Genomic DNA, 18,255 nt, shown 5'->3' with positions numbered 1-18,255 from the left:
AAACGAATGTATCCAGATTTAGAAGGGAAAACAGTCCTGATTACAGGAGCTGGTACAGGAATAGGTCAAGCGATGGCGCGCCGGTTTGGACAAGAAAAAGCCAATGTGGTGATCAATTATTTCTCAGATCAAGAAAGTCCAGATGAGACCATTGCGGATATTCAAAAAAATGGCGGACAGGCTGTGAAAATCAAGGGAGATGTCTCAAAGGAAGAGGATATGCAGGCGATGATTGATAAAGCCGTTGATACATTTGGCAGTCTTGATGTCATGATCAATAACGCAGGCATTGAAAATGAAGTGCCTTCTACCGAAATGACGCTAGATAATTGGAACAAAGTCATGTCGACCAATTTAACAGGTATGTTTCTCGGCTGCCGCGATGCACTGAAGTATATGACAGATCACGGAATAGAAGGATCAATCATCAATATGTCGTCTGTTCACCAGCAAATCCCTTGGCCTCATTTCGTGCATTATGCAGCAAGTAAAGGGGGCGCCAAGCTGCTGACAGAAACACTGGCACTTGAATATGCCCCTAAAAAAATTCGTGTAAACAGTATTGCACCAGGCGCCATCGATACCCCGATCAATGCGGAAAAATTCGATGATCCCGCATTGAAAAAAGGTGTGATTGAACTGATCCCCATTGGCTATATTGGAAAGCCGGAAGAAGTGGCAGCATGTGCTGTCTGGCTGGCGTCAAAAGAGGCAAGCTATGTCACAGGCTTGACACTCTATGTGGACGGCGGCATGACAAAATATCCTGGCTTCCAAGCAGGAAAAGGATAAGAAGAAAGGCAAAGAGCGTACACCCATACGCTCTTTCAGCGTGTAGACAAACCCTCGCATTCGTCGTCAGGTCTGCGTGCCGGTGCTCACCCTTCCTAGACTTCACAGGTTTTCTCTCACGCTGAAAAGAAGACAAAGGGCTAAAATAAACATCATTTTAGCCCTTTTTCAACAATCTAAAAGAGCGTACACAACCATACTCTCTTTTTTTTATATAAAATACAGACAAATAGATCTAAATGTCTAGACATTTAAAAATAAAAATATATAATATTAACTGGAAGCGCTTTTATTACAACAATGGGGTGAGAGAAATGAAACGTATTTTATTAGCATGCAGTTCAGGAATGTCTACGAGTTTACTAGTTACAAAGATGAAGGCTCATGCCGACTCAATAGGGGACGAGGCAGAAATTTGGGCAGTTGGGCAAGATCAAGCGAGAAAAGAAATGGCGAATGCGGATGTTGTGTTAATTGGACCGCAAATGAGCTTTTTAAAAGGGGATCTTCAAAAAGAAGCAACAAAATACGGGATTGCAGTAGAGGTCATCGATATGCAGGCGTACGGGCTTGCCGATGGACAAAAAGCGTATGAACAAGCCGTTACATTGATGGAGGAATCGTAAAGAATGGAAAAGAAAACACTCGAAGGGCTCACGGAGGAACAAGTCAGTTTTCAATTGATCTTACACAGCGGTAATGCACGCAGCAAATTGCTTCAATCTCTTAAACAATTTCGAGAAGGTCAAGAAGATGAGGCATTTGGTCTTATGAAAGAAGCAGAAGAAGATTTACGTCATGCACATGGCATCCATTTTCAACTCGTGCAGCAAGAGGCAGGCGGGGAGAAAACGCCTTTCTCCTTATTGCTCATGCATGCCGAAGACCACTTAATGTCGACTATTACGATCAAGGAGCTTGTGGGAGAGCTCCTGCCGATTTTCCAAACGCTTAAACAATAAAAGGTGTAAACAAGGGGGGAAACCAATGTTTGATAAAATAAGTGCTATTTTGGTTCCAATTGCTGGGAGACTGAACAACAACCGCTATTTAGGCGTATTACGGGATGCCTTTATGCTTGCGTTCCCGCTCACCATTTTTGGTTCCATTATGGTTGTGCTAATGAATTTGCCATTTTTAGATAAAATCATGAGTCAAACCGCACTGGAAGGCGTTCAGTCTGCACTGAATATCGCGCCAAGTGCGACCATCAGCATTATGAGTGTGTTTGTTGTATTTGGGATTGGCTACTATTTATCGAAAAGCTATGATGTGGAAGCTGTATTTGGCGGCGTGATTGCATTAGCCTCTTTCTTACTTCTGACGCCATTTTTACTAGAACAAGAAGGCGGTGCATCTATTGCAGGCGTAATACCAGTCGATCGTTTAGGAGCAAAGGGGATGTTCCTTGGAATGATCACAGGCTTTTTGTCTGCTGAAATTTATCGTTATTTTGTTCAAAAGAAATTTGTCATCAATATGCCGCAGGGGGTTCCGCCAGCTGTTGCTAAGTCTTTTGCTGCACTGATCCCGGCTACTTTGACACTCACAGCCTTTTTACTGATCAATATCATCATTACACAAGGCTTCAAAACAAACATGCATGACTTGATTTATCATGCGATTCAGGCACCGCTTGTCGGACTTGGAAGCGGTATCATTCCGACCTTGATCGCTGTTTTCTTTATACAAATTCTTTGGTTCTTTGGGCTTCACGGCCAAATTATTATCAACTCTGTCATGGACCCCATTTGGAATACGTTGTCCATTCAAAACCTAGAGAGCTATACAAAAACTGGTGAGGTTCCGAATATCATCAGCAAGCAGTTTATCGAAATTTATACGGTTGGCATGGGCGGAACCGGTATGACGCTGGCTGTTGTGTTTACGATTTTAATTTTCCTGAAAAGTAAGCAATTAAAACAAGTAGCAAAGCTCGGCTTAGGACCAGGATTATTTAACGTCAATGAACCGATTATCTTCGGTTTACCGATTGTCATGAACCCGCTTATTCTCATTCCATGGATTTTGGCGCCAATGGTTATTACATGTATTTCTTATTTTGCGATGGCATCAGGCATTGTACCACCGCCGACTGGCGTGAATATTCCCTGGACGGTGCCGATCTTTATTAGCGGAATAATGGCAACCAATTCACTGGCGGGCGGCCTGCTTCAGCTGTTTAACCTGATGATCGTGTTTGTCATTTGGTTCCCGTTCCTGAAATTTATTGACCGTATGAATGTGAAAAATGAAAAAATAACCACAACGGAAAAAACAAAAACAACCAACATCAAAGGTGAAGGAGACTCAATACATGTCGATGGAAAATAACAAGCAATCATATACATTTCCAGAAGGTTTCTGGTGGGGATCTTCTGCCTCTGCCACGCAAACAGAAGGCAGCGTCCCTGGTGATGGAAAAGGACCGAATATTTGGGATCATTGGTTTGAGCAAGAGCCGACTCGTTTTTTTGATGGCGTAGGACCGAACGTGACATCTCAATTTTACCGAAAATATAAAGAGGATATTCGTCTGATGAAAGAAATTGGGCACAATTCATTCCGGTTGTCTATTTCATGGTCACGTCTTTTGCCTGAAGGGACAGGTGCGGTCAATGAAGAAGCAGTATCTTTTTACAATGATGTGATCAATGAACTGATTGCACATGATATTGAGCCGTTTGTGAACCTGTACCATTTCGATATGCCAATGGCGCTGCAGGAAAAAGGCGGCTGGGTCAACAGACAGGTAGTAGATGATTATGTGAGCTATGCAGAATTGTGCTTTCAATTATTTGGCGACCGGGTGAAAAAATGGTTTACCCATAATGAACCGATCGTTCCTGTAGAGGGCGGATATATGTATAGCTTTCATTATCCAAACGAAGTCGATTTCCAAAAGGCTGTGCAGGTCGGTTATCATGAACTTCTATCAAATGCGAAGGCGATTGCGGCTTATAAAAGCCTGCAGCAAGACGGTAAGATTGGCATCATCCTCAATCTTACCCCATCTTATCCGAGAAGCCAGAATCCGTGCGATGTAGAAGCAGCTGAGATGGCGGATGCTTTCTTTAACCGTTCCTTCCTAGATCCTGCGGTGAAGGGGCATTTCCCAGAGAAACTAGTAGAGGTCTTAAAGAAAGAAGGCTTTATGCCGAGTATGGAAGAAGGAGACCTTGAACTCATTCGAGAGAATACCGTCGACCTCCTTGGAATCAACTATTATCAGCCAAGAAGAGTGAAAGCGAAAGAGCATATGCCGCATCCAAATGCACCATTTATGCCAAATCATTATTTTGATGCGTTTGACATGCCGGGAAGAAAAATGAATGTGTATCGCGGCTGGGAAATCTATGAAAAAGGCATTTATGATATATTGAAAAAAGTCCAAACAGACTATGATAATATTGAATGCTTTATTTCTGAAAATGGAATGGGTGTCGAAGGAGAAGAGCGGTTTAAGGATGAAGAAGGAATGATTCATGACGATTACCGCATTGACTTTATCTCTGAGCATCTGAAATGGGTGCATCAAGCCATTCAAGAAGGAAGTAATGTAAAAGGCTATCATCTGTGGACGTTTATGGATAACTGGTCATGGTCGAATGCCTATAAGAATCGCTATGGATTTGTCTCAGTTGATCTTCAAGAAGACGGAAAACGTACAATTAAGAAAAGCGGATACTGGTTTCAATCGGTATCAGAAAATAACGGTTTTTAATCAAGATACTTGCTCTTTCCTTGAAAAGGGCAAGTATTTTTCTTATGTGACGGTAAGTGGATGAAACAAAAATGGCTGGTACCTTTTAAGCTCACTAGGCTTAGTGTAGAATGAGAGGAAGCTATGAAAAAACAAGTCAGTTGGTGGTGTGAGATGAAAAAGTACGAACTCATTTCAGAAGAAATCAGAAAACGAATAGGAACAGCATATTATCCAGAAGATCAACCCATTCCAGATGAAAACTCGCTTGCCGCTGAATTTCAATGCAGCCGAATGACGATGAAGCGTGCGCTCGATCTTCTCGTAGCAGAAGGTCTGCTCTTTAGAAAAAGAGGTCACGGTACATTTATTGTGAAGGCAGCGCTCAATCAAGGGGCTATTAATGTATCTGGTCATGAAAATAAAGGGTTCACAAAAGTCATGGCGGATAAAAACGTCACGACTCAAATCATTCACTTTGATGTCCATTTTCCAAGCAAAGAGGTGGCAGCCCACCTATCCATAGACTCCACCACACCCATTTATGACATCATCCGTCTCCGTCTTGTGGACGAGGAGCCATACGTATTAGAAAAAACGTTTATGCCCGTTAATCTCATTAAGGGAATAGATGAAGAGGTTCTATTGGGATCAATCTATGGCTACATATCAAATGATTTGAATTTAAAAGTGGCAGGAGCGCATAAGAAAATTAGAGCGGCTAAATCAGATGAGCTTGACCAGCAATATTTAGGCTGTGACCCAACGGATCCTGTGCTAGAGGTCGAACAGGTTGCTTATTTAAACACAGGCCGGCCGTTTGAGTACTCTTTTAGTCATCACCGCTATGATAAGTTCGACTTTTCAACGGTTGAAATTACGAAAACAGGACGTTAAAAAAAGAGCAGAACCCCCAAGGGAGACTGCTCTTTTTTATATCATTTTATATATTCCACCAATGATACCCATCTTTTTCCAGAAGCTGATCGGCTTCTTTCGGTCCCATAGAACCAGCAGGATAATTTGGTTTTAATGTTTTGTTTTCTGCCCATTTCTCAGAAATCGGATCCACAAAGTTCCAAGAAAGCGCTACTTCATCCCAGTGAGCAAAGTTCGTAGCATCGCCTAGCAAGCAGTCATGAATCAGCTTTTCATAGGCTTCTGGTGTGTTCATGATGTCGTTATAGTTTGTTTGGTAGTCGAGCTTAATCGGCTTTGCAAATGTACCGCCATCAAGCTTGCGAGCGTTCAGGTGAAGGGTAATGCCTTCATCTGGCTGAATGTGAATGACGAGTAAGTTTGGATGCATGGAATTTCCGTTACCATAGTACAGGTTCATTGGAATGTCTTTAAATTGAACAACAATTTGAGTAGATTTCTTTTCTAAACGTTTTCCAGTACGAATGTAAAATGGCACGCCGGCCCATCTAAAGTTATCAATGAGCAGTTTCCCTGCAACGAATGTTTCCGTGTTTGAGTTCGGGTCAACATTTTGCTCTTCAAGATACGAAGGAACCATGCCGCCATCAACCGTACCAGCATCATACTGTCCGCGGACAAAGAATTGATCGACCTCATCTTTAGAGAAAGGACGAAGAGCGCGTAATGCTTTCCGTTTTTCACTGCGGATTTCCTCGGTATTCAGCTTAATTGGCGGCTCCATTGCTAAAAGTGCAACCATTTGAAGCATATGGTTTTGGACCATGTCTCTTAGTGCACCTGAACTTTCGTAATAGCGGGCCCGGTCTTCAACCCCTAATGATTCACTAGATGTAATTTGAATGTTTGAGATATATCGGTTTGTCCAAAGTGGTTCAAAGATGGCATTTGCAAAACGGATAACCTCAATGTTTTGAACCATTTGTTTACCGAGATAGTGGTCAATACGATAAATTTGATCTTCAGAGAATGCATCTCGAATTTCTTCATTTAACTTTTTCGCACTTGGCAAGTCATGGCCAAATGGTTTTTCGATGACAAGTCTTGACCAGCCAGTTGTTTTTGATACACCTTCACTTTTTAGGAACTTTGCAATCGTTCCGAAGAATTCCGGTGCCATCGCTAAATAGAACATCCGGTTGTTTGGGATACTGTACGTATCTTCAAGGCCTGCTAGAAGTGTGTTAAGCGATTGATAGGAAGCAGGGCTTGATACGTCAAAGTCGTGATAATAAAAATGTGAACTGAATTCCTCTATTTTCGCTTCTGCATCATCAGAAGAAACAGATTCTTTCACCACAGCTCTTAGATCCTCATGAGACCACGGACGGCGTCCAACACCGACCACGGCGAATTGATCGCCAAGTTTTCCGCTATGATAAAGTCTATGTATAGAAGGGTAGAGCTTGCGTTTGGCAAGATCTCCTGTTGCGCCAAAAATGACAATGACTGCTTTTGGATTGTTAGTTTCTGTATTCACGAAAAGTACCTCACTTTATTCGTAGCATTGTTGTAAAAACCGAGAATGTATGTACATTTTCTTTATTTTAAAGGTTCATTGTTCGTAAAGCAAACATTTGATTCGACTTTTTCTGCTCTCGTTTGACTTTTTTCGAAAATTCCGCTGAATTCACATTTACCTTGTCTTCATGTATTCTATATGAATGAAGATATTGTATACCGGCTTTAGGAGGAAAAGTAATGGAACTGCTCTTTTTAGGAACTGGTGCAGGCATTCCTGCGAAAACTAGAAACGTCACTTGCACTGCGCTAAAGCTTTTAGAAGAAAGAAAAGCAGTGTGGCTTTTTGATTGCGGAGAAGCGACGCAGCATCAAATATTACATACAACGATTAAACCGAGAAAAATTGAGAAAATATTTATCACTCATATGCATGGTGATCATGTATACGGTCTCCCAGGACTGCTCGGCAGCAGATCCTTCCAAGGCGGAGAGGATGAACTAACGATCTATGGACCTAAGGGTATCAAAGCGTTTGTGAGCGCAGCACTTTCAGCTACACAAACGCATTTGACATATCCGCTGCATATTATAGAGATAGATGAAGGGATCGTATTTGAAGATGATACCTTTCAAGTAGAAGCAAGACGAGTATCTCACGGTATTCCAGCTTATGGCTATCGGGTAGTGGAAAAAGATGTACCAGGTGCATTAAAAGCCGAAGACCTAAAAGAAATCGGTGTAAAACCTGGACCTTTGTATCAGAAGTTGAAAAATGGGGAAACCGTGACACTCGAAGATGGAAGAATCATTGATGGAACCGATTATTTGGAACCCCCTAAAAAAGGGAGAATCGTTGCATTTTCAGGAGATACCCGTTTATGCGAGAATATAACAAGGCTTGCCAAGGATGCGGATGTGTTAGTCCATGAAGCAACATTCGGTAAAGAAGATGCTGATCTAGCCTACAACTATTATCACAGCACAACAGAACAAGCAGCGAAAACAGCGCAGGAAGCAGGCGCAAAAAGATTGATTTTGACCCATATTAGTGCACGTTACCAAGGAGAAGAGGCACTAAAACAACTATTGAAAGAGGCCCGCGATATATTCCCGCTGACAGAAGCTGCGCAGGATTTCTCTTCTTTTTCCATTGACCGCACCCTGTAAAAATTGGATGAATCGTCAAAAAAAGTTGTGTGATTTTTTTGATATTTATAATGACTCTCTTTTTCAGGTAGTGGTAAAATGGTGAAGAAAAAACAAATGACGAATGAAACTATGAAGAATACGGGAGGCACAATCAAAGATGAGCGGTTTTACAGCGTTAAGTGAAGCAGAATTAAATGACCTATATGCAGCACTACAAAATGAGTACGAAGCTTATAAAAGTAAAAACTTACACTTAGACATGTCTAGAGGAAAACCTTCACCAAAACAGCTCGATTTGTCTATGGGCATGCTCGATGTTGTGACATCAAAGGATGCGATGACGGCTGAAGATGGCACAGATGTGCGTAACTATGGCGGTTTGACAGGGCTTCCTGAAACGAAGACATTTTTTGCAGATGTGCTCAATCTGAAACCAGAACAAATCATCATCGGCGGTAATTCCAGCCTTAATATGATGCATGATACCATTGCCCGTGCCATGACCCACGGCGTATATGACAGCAAAACACCTTGGGGAAAGCTGCCAAAGGTAAAATTCCTTGCACCAAGCCCAGGATATGACCGTCACTTTTCCATTTGTGAGCTATTTAACATAGAGATGATCACGGTAGATATGAAGGCTGATGGACCTGATATGGATCAGGTCGAAAAATTGGTCGCAGAAGATGAAGCGATTAAAGGCATTTGGTGTGTACCAAAATATAGCAACCCAGATGGCATTACGTATTCAGATGAGGTGGTTGACCGCCTTGCTTCGATGAAAACAAAAGCAGACGACTTCCGCATTTTTTGGGATGATGCATACGCAGTTCATCACCTAACTGATACGCCTGATACGTTAAAAGATATTTTTCAAGCAGTAGAGGAAGCAGGGCACCCAAATCGTGTGTTTATGTTTGCGTCTACTTCTAAAATTACATTCCCAGGCTCAGGTATTGCACTCATGGCATCTAGCCCGGATAATGTGAGCTTTACTCAAAAACAATTATCGATTCAAACGATTGGACCAGACAAAATCAATCAATTAAGACACCTTCGTTTCTTCAAGAATCCAGAAGGCTTGAAGGAACATATGAGAAAACATGCTGCGATCATTAAGCCAAAGTTTGACCTCGTTCTTTCCATTCTTGATGAAACACTTGGCGGGAAGGACATTGCAGAATGGCACAAGCCAAATGGCGGATATTTTATTAGTTTAAATACGCTTGATCATTGTGCAAAAGCTGTTGTGCAAAAGGCAAAAGAAGCTGGTGTGACCATGACAGGTGCAGGCGCGACTTATCCTTATGGAAAAGACCCGCTTGATCGTAACATTCGCATTGCGCCAACGTTCCCATCACTTGAAGAACTAGAGCAAGCGATTGACATCTTTACATTATGTGTTCAGCTTGTCAGCATTGAAAAGCTGCTGTCTAAAAAAAGCCAGTCAGCCCCAACGGCATAAAGAAAAAACTCCTTGACGTAGATCTAGTCAAGGAGTTTTTGTTTTTAATTGGCTGTTTGATAATAGGAAACAGGTTGCTTCGCTGCGCACCATACATCATAGATTGCAAGCTGCACAATATGCGGTTCATCATGATGAATATAGTGCGAGCTGTTCTGCGCTTGAATCCATCCGCTTTGGGATGACAACGACAGCATCCGTTTATGAAGTCTGAGCCAAGCCTCGTGCGCTGGATGAAACAGCCGGCTCTTACCTGATGAAATGACAAGAAGCGGCATCATCCCATAATGGGTTTGTTCCTCTTTTATTGTGCTGAGCATTTGCTGAAAGTCCTCATGCGTACATTCTGCTGTAAATTGCGCCATATATGAGGTGCGTTCTTCTTTTGATAAAAGAGGGAGGATGACCTGTTCTTGCTCCTCACTTGCCGGGTCTAACAGCACCATGCCAATGACCTCATCTCCTCTGCGGCTTGCCCATAACCGGCTGACAAGAGAGCCAAATGAGTGAGCCACAATGAGAAAGGGCGGCTGAATATTGGCTTCTTCTAGCAGTGCATCTAAATCATCTGCAAGATCATGCAATGTTCTTCCTTCACTACTGTCACTGCTTTTTCCATTTCCTAATCGATCATATAAGAAAACCCCAAGCTCAGGATCAATATCACGGGCCATATTCGACCACGTATCACCCGAAATGCCGTAGCCTGCTTCAAAGATAATGGTGGCTTGCCTTTTGCCCTGACGATGTTTTGTATAAAAATGATGTCCATCTATATGATACATTCTTTCAATCATTGCCGAGTTCATTCTTCCATCTCCTCTAAGTGGTTCTTTAGCTAAAAGACGGCACAAAAGGCAGATATGTTTCTCTTAAAATCAAAAAAGATGCCTATTTCAAAAAATAGACACCTTTTTCCTATGCATTTTTACCAAGCGCGGTCATATTGACGCGGGCCTTCGATGGATGTACGAAGCTCTTGGGCAGCTGTTTTTGGGAAGTATGGATCCCGTAAAAATTCTCTGCCTATAAAAATTAAGTCTGCACGTTGATTTCGTAAAATCTCCTCAGCCTGTACACCAGATGTGATCAGACCGACAGCACCTGTTTGAATACCGGCACCTTCTTTGATTTTTTCTGCGAAGGTCACTTGGTAGCCAGGGAATGTGCTGATTTTTGCCTGTACGACAGCGCCTGAGCTGACATCGATTAAGTCGACACCTTGTTCCTTCAGCCATGTAGCAACGCCTATATAATCGGCAATATCAAGTCCTTTTGTCGTGTAGTCAGAGGCAGACACACGGACAAATAATGGTCCGTTCCATACTTCATTGACTGCATCGACGACTTCTTTTAAGAAACGATAACGGTTCTCTGGTGAACCGCCATAATCATCTGTTCGGTGGTTCGCCAGCGGTGAAAGAAATTCATTAATCAAATAGCCATGCGCCCCATGAATTTCAATGATGTCAAAGCCGGCTTTTTTTGCCCGGACAGCTGCATCCTGAAACGCCTGAACGGTATCTTTGATTTGATCGACGGACATCTGGGCAGGGATTTTAGACTGTTCGTCAAATGGAATGCTAGATGGTGCCAGGATGTCACCATCTAGTTCAGCTTTACGTCCTGCATGAGCCAGCTGGATGGCTGTCTTGGTTCCGTATGCTTTGATTTGTTCGTTTAATGAAGCGAAGCCTTCAATGTGCTCATCACTCCAAATCCCGAGGTCTTGATCACTAATTCTTCCCTCGGGGGAAACGGCACTTGCCTCCATCATGATCAGGCCAGCTTGACCTTGGGCACGGGAAATATAATGTGTAAAGTGGAAAGGCTGTAATTTCCCATCACGATCATAGGATGAATACATACACATTGGGGACATCACGATGCGGTTTTTCAGCGTAACACCTTTTAATGTCCAAGGTGAAAAGAGTTTTGTTTCCAAATACCTTCGCCTCCTCATAGAATTGTATAGCCGATTATAACAGCCATTCAAACTTTCGTCATAAAAGGTGCTCAAAGAATATAGCTTTTATACACGTTTTTGTATAATGGAGAAATAGAGAAAGCAAAGGGGGAGAACGAATGAAATGGCAAACAGAGAGTGAACGAAAGGAACTGCTCACAGCTCTTATGCAGTATGAAAGCATATCGGGTACAACTGGAGAAGTGGCGTTAGCTGAATATTTATATTATTTACTGAGGGAGCGGCCTTATTACAAGCAGAATCCTGATCATTTGGCTTTGCATCCGATGAAAGATGGCCGGTATTATTTAACGGCGCTTGTAAAGCGCAGTTCTCTTTCTCGTACCGTTTTGCTGCTTAGTCATTTCGATGTTGTTGATACAGAAGATTACGGTGAATTTCAAAACATGGCATGCAAGCCAGAGGAGTTAATGGCGTCATTTTCTCAAAAAAGTGCGCTTCTCCCAAAAAGAGCAAGAGAAGATCTAGCTTCAGGTGACTGGTTGTTTGGAAGAGGTGCCATGGATATGAAGGCAGGTCTTACTGTACAGCTGTCCATGCTGGAAAGAGCGATGGCAGAGACATTTGATGGAAATGTCCTACTCGTCACAGTCCCGGATGAAGAAGTGAATTCTCAAGGAATGCTTGAAGCTGTTCCAAAACTAAAGGAGCTTAAGGAAAAGCATGACCTTGACTATACCGCGTGCTTAAACAGTGAGCCTATGTTTGAAAAGTATCCAGGTGATGAACATTATTATATGTATACAGGCAGTATAGGGAAGGTGCTGGCCGGATTTTTCTGCAAAGGAATTGAAACACATGTAGGAGAGCCGTTCTCAGGCTTAAATGCGAATTTTATGGTATCTGCATTAAATCGGCTGTTAGAGCTGAATAGTGATTATTGTGAGGAAGTAGATGGTGAAGTCACGCCGCCCCCAACCAACTTAATGCAAAAGGATTTAAAAGAAGCCTATTCCGTTCAAACACCTCACACAGCTGTTTCTTTATTTAATGTGCTGATGATGAATCGTTCAAGTGAAGAACTGCACGGACTTCTTTATCACACGGCGAAACAAGCAGCAGACCAAATCGAAGCTGATCTTAAACAAAAAACAGCAGAATTTCAGCGCTTTAAACCTTTTACACCGATTGATACGAGGATTACCGTTCTCACGTATCATGAGCTGTATCAAAAAGCTGCTGAACGATCAGGTAAACAGGAGGTTGAACGCATTGTGAACTATGCGTTCGCCAATCGAGGTGAGCTTGGAGATCGTGATTTTTCAACCAAAATCGTCTCTGAGCTGACGACGCTTTGTAAGGAAGAAGGGCCGCTCATTGTTCTATTTTATAGTCCACCATTTTATCCTGCGGTTTCCTCAACGGAAGATCCGCATATCCAAGCAACCTTAAAGAGGATTCAAATAGAGGCAAAGAAGAGTTATGGACTTGAAATAGAAGAAGTGAAATATTTCCCGGGATTATCTGATTTAAGTTACTTACAGCTCGAAAAACAGGAAGTAGGTCATTACACGACCAATATGCCGCTTTACCAGAAAGGCTATTCTTTACCGGAAGGAGAAAAGGGAGCACTTTACGTTCCAGTTATTAACGTGGGCCCATTAGGAAAGGACCCGCACAAATGGACAGAGCGGCTGCACATCCCGTTCTCATTCGGCATTTTGCCAGAATTACTAGAATCAGCGATTCATGCTTTGTTAGAGAAAAAATAAGTCTTGTTTATGTATGAGGTTTCTAGAGTCTTTGAAAGCTTATGTGCTTTGAGTGAAGGATGTAGAGTAAATGAAGGTTAATGAGAAAAGAAGAAGGGGGGAAGAATGTTTTATTACTTTAAAATAGTAAGGGGAGCCGTAGGCTCCCAGTTAGAATTATACTCGTCTACCCTCATAATGAGCTGTCCAAGTTCCATCAGAATTTTTAGTGATGCCTTTTATATACCATTTAATCCCATCTTGTTCGAACGAATTGGCAAAAATACCAGTATTGTTGGTAATATCCCATGTGTAAAGTTGAGCTTTAAAATCACTTGTAACGTGGACATCCTTTGCGTTAGAATGTGCACTTGTAGCAAATGCAGGTGCTGCGGAAAAAAGTAAAGCGAGTGACAATGCGGATCCAGTAAGAACCTTAACTAATTTCATTTAAAACACTCCTCTTCCTCATTTTTGTGGTACATATAAGTAATTCTGCATTAGGTAATATATACCTTGTTAATATTTGTTAATTATTTGTGAAAAATCACTCATTAGATAAAAATAAAAAGCACCTGTCATCAAAACAGGTGCTTTTCTCTATCATTTATACGTGCTTGCTGAAAACATTTCGTTTAATTCTGCTGCGCGTTTTGTTGCGGTTTTGACACAATCGACAACGGCTTCTTCAAATTGATAGGCAGCAAGTGTGTTCAGGCCGGCTTCTGTCGTTCCGCCTTCACTTGTGATTTCTTTGCGCAGTTCAGCAGGTTCTTTACCGCTGCTTTGAAGCATGTTTGCGGCGCCCGCAATCATTTGGCAGATGAGCAGCTTCGCTGTTGCTTGGTCCATCCCAAGTTCCGAAGCGCCTCGCTCCATTCCTTCAATCAAATGATAAATAAAGGCTGGACCGCTTCCTGCAATAGCTGTAACAGCATTCAGCTGTGATTCATCCAATACCGTCACATGACCGATCGTTTCAAACAGCTCGATTGCTTTTTTCTTTTGATCCTCTGTCACTTCTTGACTGACGGCAATGCCTGTTGCTGATTGCTGAATGGCGGCTGATGTATTTGGCATCGCGCGAACCACCGCAGTCTTCTCGCCAGCATAGTGTTGAATCGTTTCAATAGAGATGCCCGCTAAAATCGAAATGATCAGCTGCCCTTGTAAATGAGGCCGCACTTCAGATATCCCGCTTTCCGCATCTTTCGGTTTTAAAGCAAATACGAGAATATCCGCTTCTTCATAAATAAAAGAACGAGAGAAATCCGTTTTGACCCCATAACGCACCTTTAATTCTTCTAGACGTTTTTCATTCGTTTTATTTGTGACAATAATATCTTCATTTGACATGATGCCACTTTTTAATAAACCTTTCATCATCGACTCTGCCATTGAGCCTGCACCAATAAATCCAATTTTACTCATAAGCTGCTCCTCCTTGTAGAAAATAAAAAAACCTCTCGCCTGAAAAGGACGAAAGGTTTTTCGCGGTACCACCCTCAATTAGCATGCAAATATGCATACTCAGCTCTAGTCCCTTAACGCGGGAAACGTTTAGGTTTGCCTAACAGCTCAAAGGGCAGGTTCAGCAAATAAGAGGATGGTGAGGTCTTACAGCCGGCGGACCTCACTCTCTTGCATCATTATTTTGCTTACTAATCCTTGTCATCACGCATTTTATATTTGTTGTTCATTATGCAACGATGGACAAGTTTGTGTCAATAGGGACAGATAAAAAAATTGACCGCCTAAACCGCATGACAGTCTGCCCTTTGCAGGATACAATGAATAAAGAAGACGGAGTTACAATGAACCATGAGTCAAAAAGCAGGAGATGACATAAAAAAGTGAAAGAAGACATCATTCAATTATCCATCCCGACACCATTTGCTGTTGGAGATGTACATGCATATATTTTAAAAGGAGAAGCCGTGACCTTAGTAGACTGCGGGCCGATGACAGAAGAGGCGGAGCACGCCTTTGTCACGCAATTACAGGAGCATCGTTTATCAATAGACGATATTGATCAAGTGGTGTTGACCCATCATCATGCAGATCATGTCGGTCTTTTAAATCTGATGAAACCTCATGTCCGTGTGATCGGACATGAGTTAAATGAGCCGTATATTAGCCAGGACCCTGTGTTTAAAGAGCGTCAAATTGCTTTTATGGAACGATTTTTTCAGCAGTTAGGTGTGCCGCTTCGCCGAGGTGAGTGTGAAAGAATCGTGAAGCAATCTTATACATATTCTTGTACTGCACATGTAGATGACGTCATCAAAGAAGGCGATCGATTGAAAGGGCATGAACACTTCTTTGTGATGGAAACACCGGGACATGCACAATCTCATCTTTCCTTTCTAGATGAAACAACGGGCCATTTCATTGGTGGAGACCTACTTTTGACGACCATTTCCTCAAACCCGTTAATGGAAGCGCCGTATGAAGGGGAGGAGCGCCAAAAATCGCTGCTTCAATATAAAGCATCACTCAATCGATTACTGCATCTGCCGATCAAGACGATTTATCCAGGACACGGGCTGCTCATCACGTCTCATCATGAATTAATCGAAGAAAGATTTAAGAAACAAGAAAAACGGGCAAATACGATGTATCAGCTACTCAAACGAAAAGAAATGACTGCCTTTCATCTTTGCCGCAAGCTATTTCCAGTGCTGTACGAAGAGGCCTTATTTTTAACGATGTCAGAGACAGTTGGGCAGCTTGATGTCCTCTTAGAGGCTGGACAAATTGAAGAAGTGCAAAAAGATGGAATTCTCTACTACAGGGCAAACTAAGGAGTGAAACGCATGGGGCGATTAACAGGAAAGAGAATATGGATTACTGGCGCATCTGGTGGCATTGGTGAAAAAATGGCGTATTTGGCAGCAGAAGAAGGCGCAGAGATCATGATTTCAGCAAGACGAATTGAAAAGCTGACGGGTGTAAAAGAAAAGATTATGAGTGCTGGCGGAGTGTGTCACATCGTGGAGCTAGATGTCAGTCACATTGAGGACATTGATCGCGCATATGAAGAAGTGGGGGCTGTTGATATTTTGGTTAACAATGCCGGTTTCGGTGCGTTCGATCTCGTTGAAGATGCATCCATTGAGGAAATGGTGTCGATGTTTGAAGTAAACGTGTTTGGTTTAATCGCTTGCACGAAAAAGGTCATTCCAGAGATGAAACAAAGAGGACATGGACATATTATCAATATTGCCTCTCAGGCAGGAAAGATTGCCACCCCGAAATCAGCCATTTATTCCGCATCCAAGCATGCCGTCCTTGGCTTTTCAAACAGCCTCAGAATGGAGCTGTCAGACATCGGCATTCACGTCACCACAGTGAATCCAGGCCCGATTGCCACTGACTTCTTTACCATCGCCGATCGCAGCGGTGAATATGTGAAGAATGTGGAATTCATGATGCTTAGTGCGGACAAGGTGGCTGAGAAGGTCGTATCCGCTATGATGACGAAAAAAAGAGAGATTAATCTGCCTGGATGGATGAACGCTGGCAGTAAATTGTATCAATTATTCCCATTTTTATTTGAAAAAGTAGCACGCAAAGCGATGATGAAAAAATAAAAAAAAGAAACCGGTTGTGAACTGGTTTCTTTTTTTTGAAGTAAGCTGCCATTGTGACCGTCTTTTTATCTCCGCCTTGCTGCTTGCTGAAGCGGGTCCCACACACTGTTAAAAGGCGGTGCATAGCTAATATCTAAATCTTCAAGATCTGTTATGGTTAGCTGTTGGTAAAGAGCAGTTGCCATCACATCGATCCGTTTATCTACACCGTTTCTTCCGATGATTTGGGCACCGAGCAAGGTGTAGTCATCACTTCTGTAAATCAGTTTGATTTTCATTTTCTGCGCATCTGGATAATATCCAGCGTGATCCGTACTGTCAATGGTGATGGTGGAAAAAGGAATATCAGCTGCTTGTGCTTCCTTTTCAGATAAGCCCGTTCGTCCCGCTGTCATGCTCATAAATTTCATGACGGCAGTTCCAATCACCCCTTGAAACGCCCGGTCTGTTCCCGTCATATGAAAACCAGCGATTCTTCCTTGTTTATTCGCCGTTGTGCCGAGCGGGATATAATCGAGTGATTGTTTGATGCGGTGATAAGTGGCTGCGCAATCCCCGGCAGCATAGATGTCTTTTACATTGGTTTGCATGTATTCATTTACAACAATGGCGCCATTTGAAAGCCGTTTGATTTCTGTTTTGTCTAAAAAGGATGTTTGCGGGGTGACGCCGATGGCCATGATGACCATATCTGTTTTTATGGTTTGTTTGTCTGTTTGAACAGCTGTGACATGTGATTCGCCCTCTAATGTCTGCACGGTTTCCCCGAGTGTCACGTGAATGCCTTGGGCACCCGCCTCTTCTTTCAGGTGCTTCGCCATATCGGGGTCAAAACCCGGACCAAGTGTTGAACCCCGCTGAATGATATGTACCTTTTTTCCCAGCGCTTTTAAATTTTCAGCCATCTCTAAGCCGATATATCCACCGCCAATGATCGTGACATGTGTGATATCTTGTTTTAAGTGGTCTAAAATGGACAGCGCATGCGGAATGGTTTTTAATACGTGTACGCCTTCTAGCGGTTGATTGTTTAAATCCAGTTTAACAGGGCTTGCTCCTGTCGCAATTAAGAGGCGGTCATAGCTTTCGGTAAAGGATGCTTTTGTTTTCGTATGATGACCTGACACCGTTTTTTGCTTTGGATCAATGGAGGTCACTTCGTGTAAGCATCGAGCATCAATTCCATATTTGTCGCGAAATGTTTCAGCGCTGCGTGCAATCAGCTTGCTGTGGTGATCAATGAGACCGCCGATCAAGTAGGGGAGGCCGCACTGTCCATATGAGAAAATCTCTCCTTTTTCAAAAGCGACAATATGTGCATCTGGATCCTCTCGATATATTTGCATAGCACAGCTCATTCCTGCTGCATCTCCGCCAATGATCATATATTTCATTTGGTGTGCTCCCTTCTATCTATCGAACTGAATACTCTTATTTACCCTCATTTTCCTTTTTTTAATGCTTTTTTCGCA

The 18,255-nt window shown here is 42.5% G+C and carries 17 protein-coding genes and 1 other annotated feature; of the genes, 11 read left to right on the top strand and 6 right to left on the bottom strand.

Features of this window, described 5'->3' with window-relative positions; translation table 11 throughout:
• Positions 1–6 precede the first annotated feature (6 nt).
• The 6 genes from CKW02_RS10970 (at position 7) to CKW02_RS10945 (ending at position 5,392) form a co-directional block, all read left to right on the top strand.
• Positions 7–792, top strand: a complete 786-nt coding sequence (locus CKW02_RS10970; RefSeq protein ID WP_003215568.1) for a glucose 1-dehydrogenase — start codon at positions 7–9, stop codon at positions 790–792.
• Between the two features lie 314 nt (positions 793–1,106).
• Positions 1,107–1,418 carry a PTS sugar transporter subunit IIB gene (locus CKW02_RS10965; protein ID WP_003215713.1) on the top strand — a complete coding sequence of 104 codons (312 nt, stop codon included), beginning with the start codon at positions 1,107–1,109 and terminating at the stop codon, positions 1,416–1,418.
• A gap of 3 nt (positions 1,419–1,421) precedes the next feature.
• Positions 1,422–1,754 (top strand): PTS sugar transporter subunit IIA, encoded by a 333-nt coding sequence (locus tag CKW02_RS10960; RefSeq protein ID WP_003216020.1) that lies wholly within the window; start codon positions 1,422–1,424, stop codon positions 1,752–1,754.
• A 25-nt stretch (positions 1,755–1,779) separates the two neighbouring features.
• Positions 1,780–3,126 carry a PTS cellobiose transporter subunit IIC gene (gene celB, locus CKW02_RS10955; protein ID WP_003216035.1) on the top strand — a complete coding sequence of 449 codons (1,347 nt, stop codon included), beginning with the start codon at positions 1,780–1,782 and terminating at the stop codon, positions 3,124–3,126.
• Entirely contained in the window at positions 3,110–4,516 is a 1,407-nt protein-coding gene (locus CKW02_RS10950; protein ID WP_003215509.1) for a glycoside hydrolase family 1 protein, read from the top strand. Before celB ends, CKW02_RS10950 begins: the two co-directional genes overlap by 17 nt.
• A 153-nt stretch (positions 4,517–4,669) precedes the next feature.
• A complete protein-coding gene (locus CKW02_RS10945; RefSeq protein ID WP_003215808.1) occupies positions 4,670–5,392 on the top strand; it encodes a GntR family transcriptional regulator in 723 nt (240 codons plus the stop codon).
• 46 nt (positions 5,393–5,438) lie between these two features.
• On the opposite strand, the gene zwf is transcribed toward CKW02_RS10945, so the two are convergent.
• A complete protein-coding gene (gene zwf, locus CKW02_RS10940) occupies positions 5,439–6,914 on the bottom strand; it encodes a glucose-6-phosphate dehydrogenase (RefSeq protein ID WP_003216112.1) in 1,476 nt (491 codons plus the stop codon).
• Positions 6,915–7,135: 221 nt separating this feature from the next.
• Here zwf and rnz point away from each other — a divergent pair, with 221 nt between their 5' ends.
• Positions 7,136–8,065 (top strand): ribonuclease Z, encoded by a 930-nt coding sequence (rnz, locus tag CKW02_RS10935; RefSeq protein ID WP_003216125.1) that lies wholly within the window; start codon positions 7,136–7,138, stop codon positions 8,063–8,065.
• 139 nt (positions 8,066–8,204) lie between these two features.
• Positions 8,205–9,512 (top strand): aspartate aminotransferase type Ic, encoded by a 1,308-nt coding sequence (locus tag CKW02_RS10930; protein ID WP_003215770.1) that lies wholly within the window; start codon positions 8,205–8,207, stop codon positions 9,510–9,512.
• A gap of 44 nt (positions 9,513–9,556) precedes the next feature.
• Here CKW02_RS10930 and CKW02_RS10925 read toward each other — a convergent pair whose 3' ends face one another.
• Entirely contained in the window at positions 9,557–10,321 is a 765-nt protein-coding gene (locus CKW02_RS10925) for an alpha/beta fold hydrolase (RefSeq protein WP_003216052.1), read from the bottom strand.
• A 119-nt stretch (positions 10,322–10,440) separates the two neighbouring features.
• Entirely contained in the window at positions 10,441–11,457 is a 1,017-nt protein-coding gene (gene namA, locus CKW02_RS10920) for an NADPH dehydrogenase NamA (protein ID WP_003215738.1), read from the bottom strand.
• Positions 11,458–11,597: 140 nt separating this feature from the next.
• On the opposite strand from namA, the gene CKW02_RS10915 reads away from it, so the two are divergent.
• A complete protein-coding gene (locus tag CKW02_RS10915; protein WP_003215941.1) occupies positions 11,598–13,211 on the top strand; it encodes a M20/M25/M40 family metallo-hydrolase in 1,614 nt (537 codons plus the stop codon).
• A gap of 156 nt (positions 13,212–13,367) precedes the next feature.
• On the opposite strand, the gene CKW02_RS10910 is transcribed toward CKW02_RS10915, so the two are convergent.
• Positions 13,368–13,640: an antimicrobial peptide LCI gene (locus tag CKW02_RS10910; RefSeq protein WP_003216093.1), complete on the bottom strand. Its 273-nt coding sequence runs from the start codon at positions 13,638–13,640 to the stop codon at positions 13,368–13,370.
• 153 nt (positions 13,641–13,793) lie between these two features.
• Positions 13,794–14,621 (bottom strand): pyrroline-5-carboxylate reductase, encoded by an 828-nt coding sequence (gene proC, locus CKW02_RS10905; protein WP_003215459.1) that lies wholly within the window; start codon positions 14,619–14,621, stop codon positions 13,794–13,796.
• A gap of 41 nt (positions 14,622–14,662) precedes the next feature.
• Positions 14,663–14,874, bottom strand: a binding site (T-box leader).
• 169 nt (positions 14,875–15,043) lie between these two features.
• Here proC and CKW02_RS10900 point away from each other — a divergent pair.
• Positions 15,044–15,994, top strand: coding sequence for an MBL fold metallo-hydrolase (locus CKW02_RS10900; RefSeq protein ID WP_003215775.1), 951 nt, complete (start codon positions 15,044–15,046; stop codon positions 15,992–15,994).
• Between the two features lie 12 nt (positions 15,995–16,006).
• Entirely contained in the window at positions 16,007–16,783 is a 777-nt protein-coding gene (locus CKW02_RS10895; protein WP_003215960.1) for an SDR family NAD(P)-dependent oxidoreductase, read from the top strand.
• A 65-nt stretch (positions 16,784–16,848) separates the two neighbouring features.
• On the opposite strand, the gene CKW02_RS10890 is transcribed toward CKW02_RS10895, so the two are convergent.
• Entirely contained in the window at positions 16,849–18,177 is a 1,329-nt protein-coding gene (locus CKW02_RS10890; RefSeq protein ID WP_003216014.1) for a CoA-disulfide reductase, read from the bottom strand.
• Positions 18,178–18,255: the final 78 nt, after the last annotated feature.

Origin of the sequence: Bacillus pumilus (genome assembly GCF_900186955.1) — a bacterium.
Classification (GTDB): domain Bacteria; phylum Bacillota; class Bacilli; order Bacillales; family Bacillaceae; genus Bacillus; species Bacillus pumilus.
This window is presented reverse-complemented; position numbering and strand designations above follow the sequence as displayed.

Bases quoted from the DNA above. Each gene is read 5' to 3' on its own strand.
- CKW02_RS10930 (WP_003215770.1), top strand. From the start codon at position 8,205: ATGAGCGGTTTTACAGCGTTAAGTGAAGCAGAATTAAATGACCTATAT.
- CKW02_RS10890 (WP_003216014.1), bottom strand. From the start codon at position 18,177: ATGAAATATATGATCATTGGCGGAGATGCAGCAGGAATGAGCTGTGCT.
- CKW02_RS10965 (WP_003215713.1), top strand. From the start codon at position 1,107: ATGAAACGTATTTTATTAGCATGCAGTTCAGGAATGTCTACGAGTTTA.
- CKW02_RS10895 (WP_003215960.1), top strand. From the start codon at position 16,007: ATGGGGCGATTAACAGGAAAGAGAATATGGATTACTGGCGCATCTGGT.
- rnz (WP_003216125.1), top strand. From the start codon at position 7,136: ATGGAACTGCTCTTTTTAGGAACTGGTGCAGGCATTCCTGCGAAAACT.
- CKW02_RS10950 (WP_003215509.1), top strand. From the start codon at position 3,110: ATGTCGATGGAAAATAACAAGCAATCATATACATTTCCAGAAGGTTTC.
- CKW02_RS10915 (WP_003215941.1), top strand. From the start codon at position 11,598: ATGAAATGGCAAACAGAGAGTGAACGAAAGGAACTGCTCACAGCTCTT.
- CKW02_RS10910 (WP_003216093.1), bottom strand. From the start codon at position 13,640: ATGAAATTAGTTAAGGTTCTTACTGGATCCGCATTGTCACTCGCTTTA.
- CKW02_RS10960 (WP_003216020.1), top strand. From the start codon at position 1,422: ATGGAAAAGAAAACACTCGAAGGGCTCACGGAGGAACAAGTCAGTTTT.
- CKW02_RS10925 (WP_003216052.1), bottom strand. From the start codon at position 10,321: ATGAACTCGGCAATGATTGAAAGAATGTATCATATAGATGGACATCAT.
- CKW02_RS10970 (WP_003215568.1), top strand. From the start codon at position 7: ATGTATCCAGATTTAGAAGGGAAAACAGTCCTGATTACAGGAGCTGGT.
- celB (WP_003216035.1), top strand. From the start codon at position 1,780: ATGTTTGATAAAATAAGTGCTATTTTGGTTCCAATTGCTGGGAGACTG.
- proC (WP_003215459.1), bottom strand. From the start codon at position 14,621: ATGAGTAAAATTGGATTTATTGGTGCAGGCTCAATGGCAGAGTCGATG.
- CKW02_RS10945 (WP_003215808.1), top strand. From the start codon at position 4,670: ATGAAAAAGTACGAACTCATTTCAGAAGAAATCAGAAAACGAATAGGA.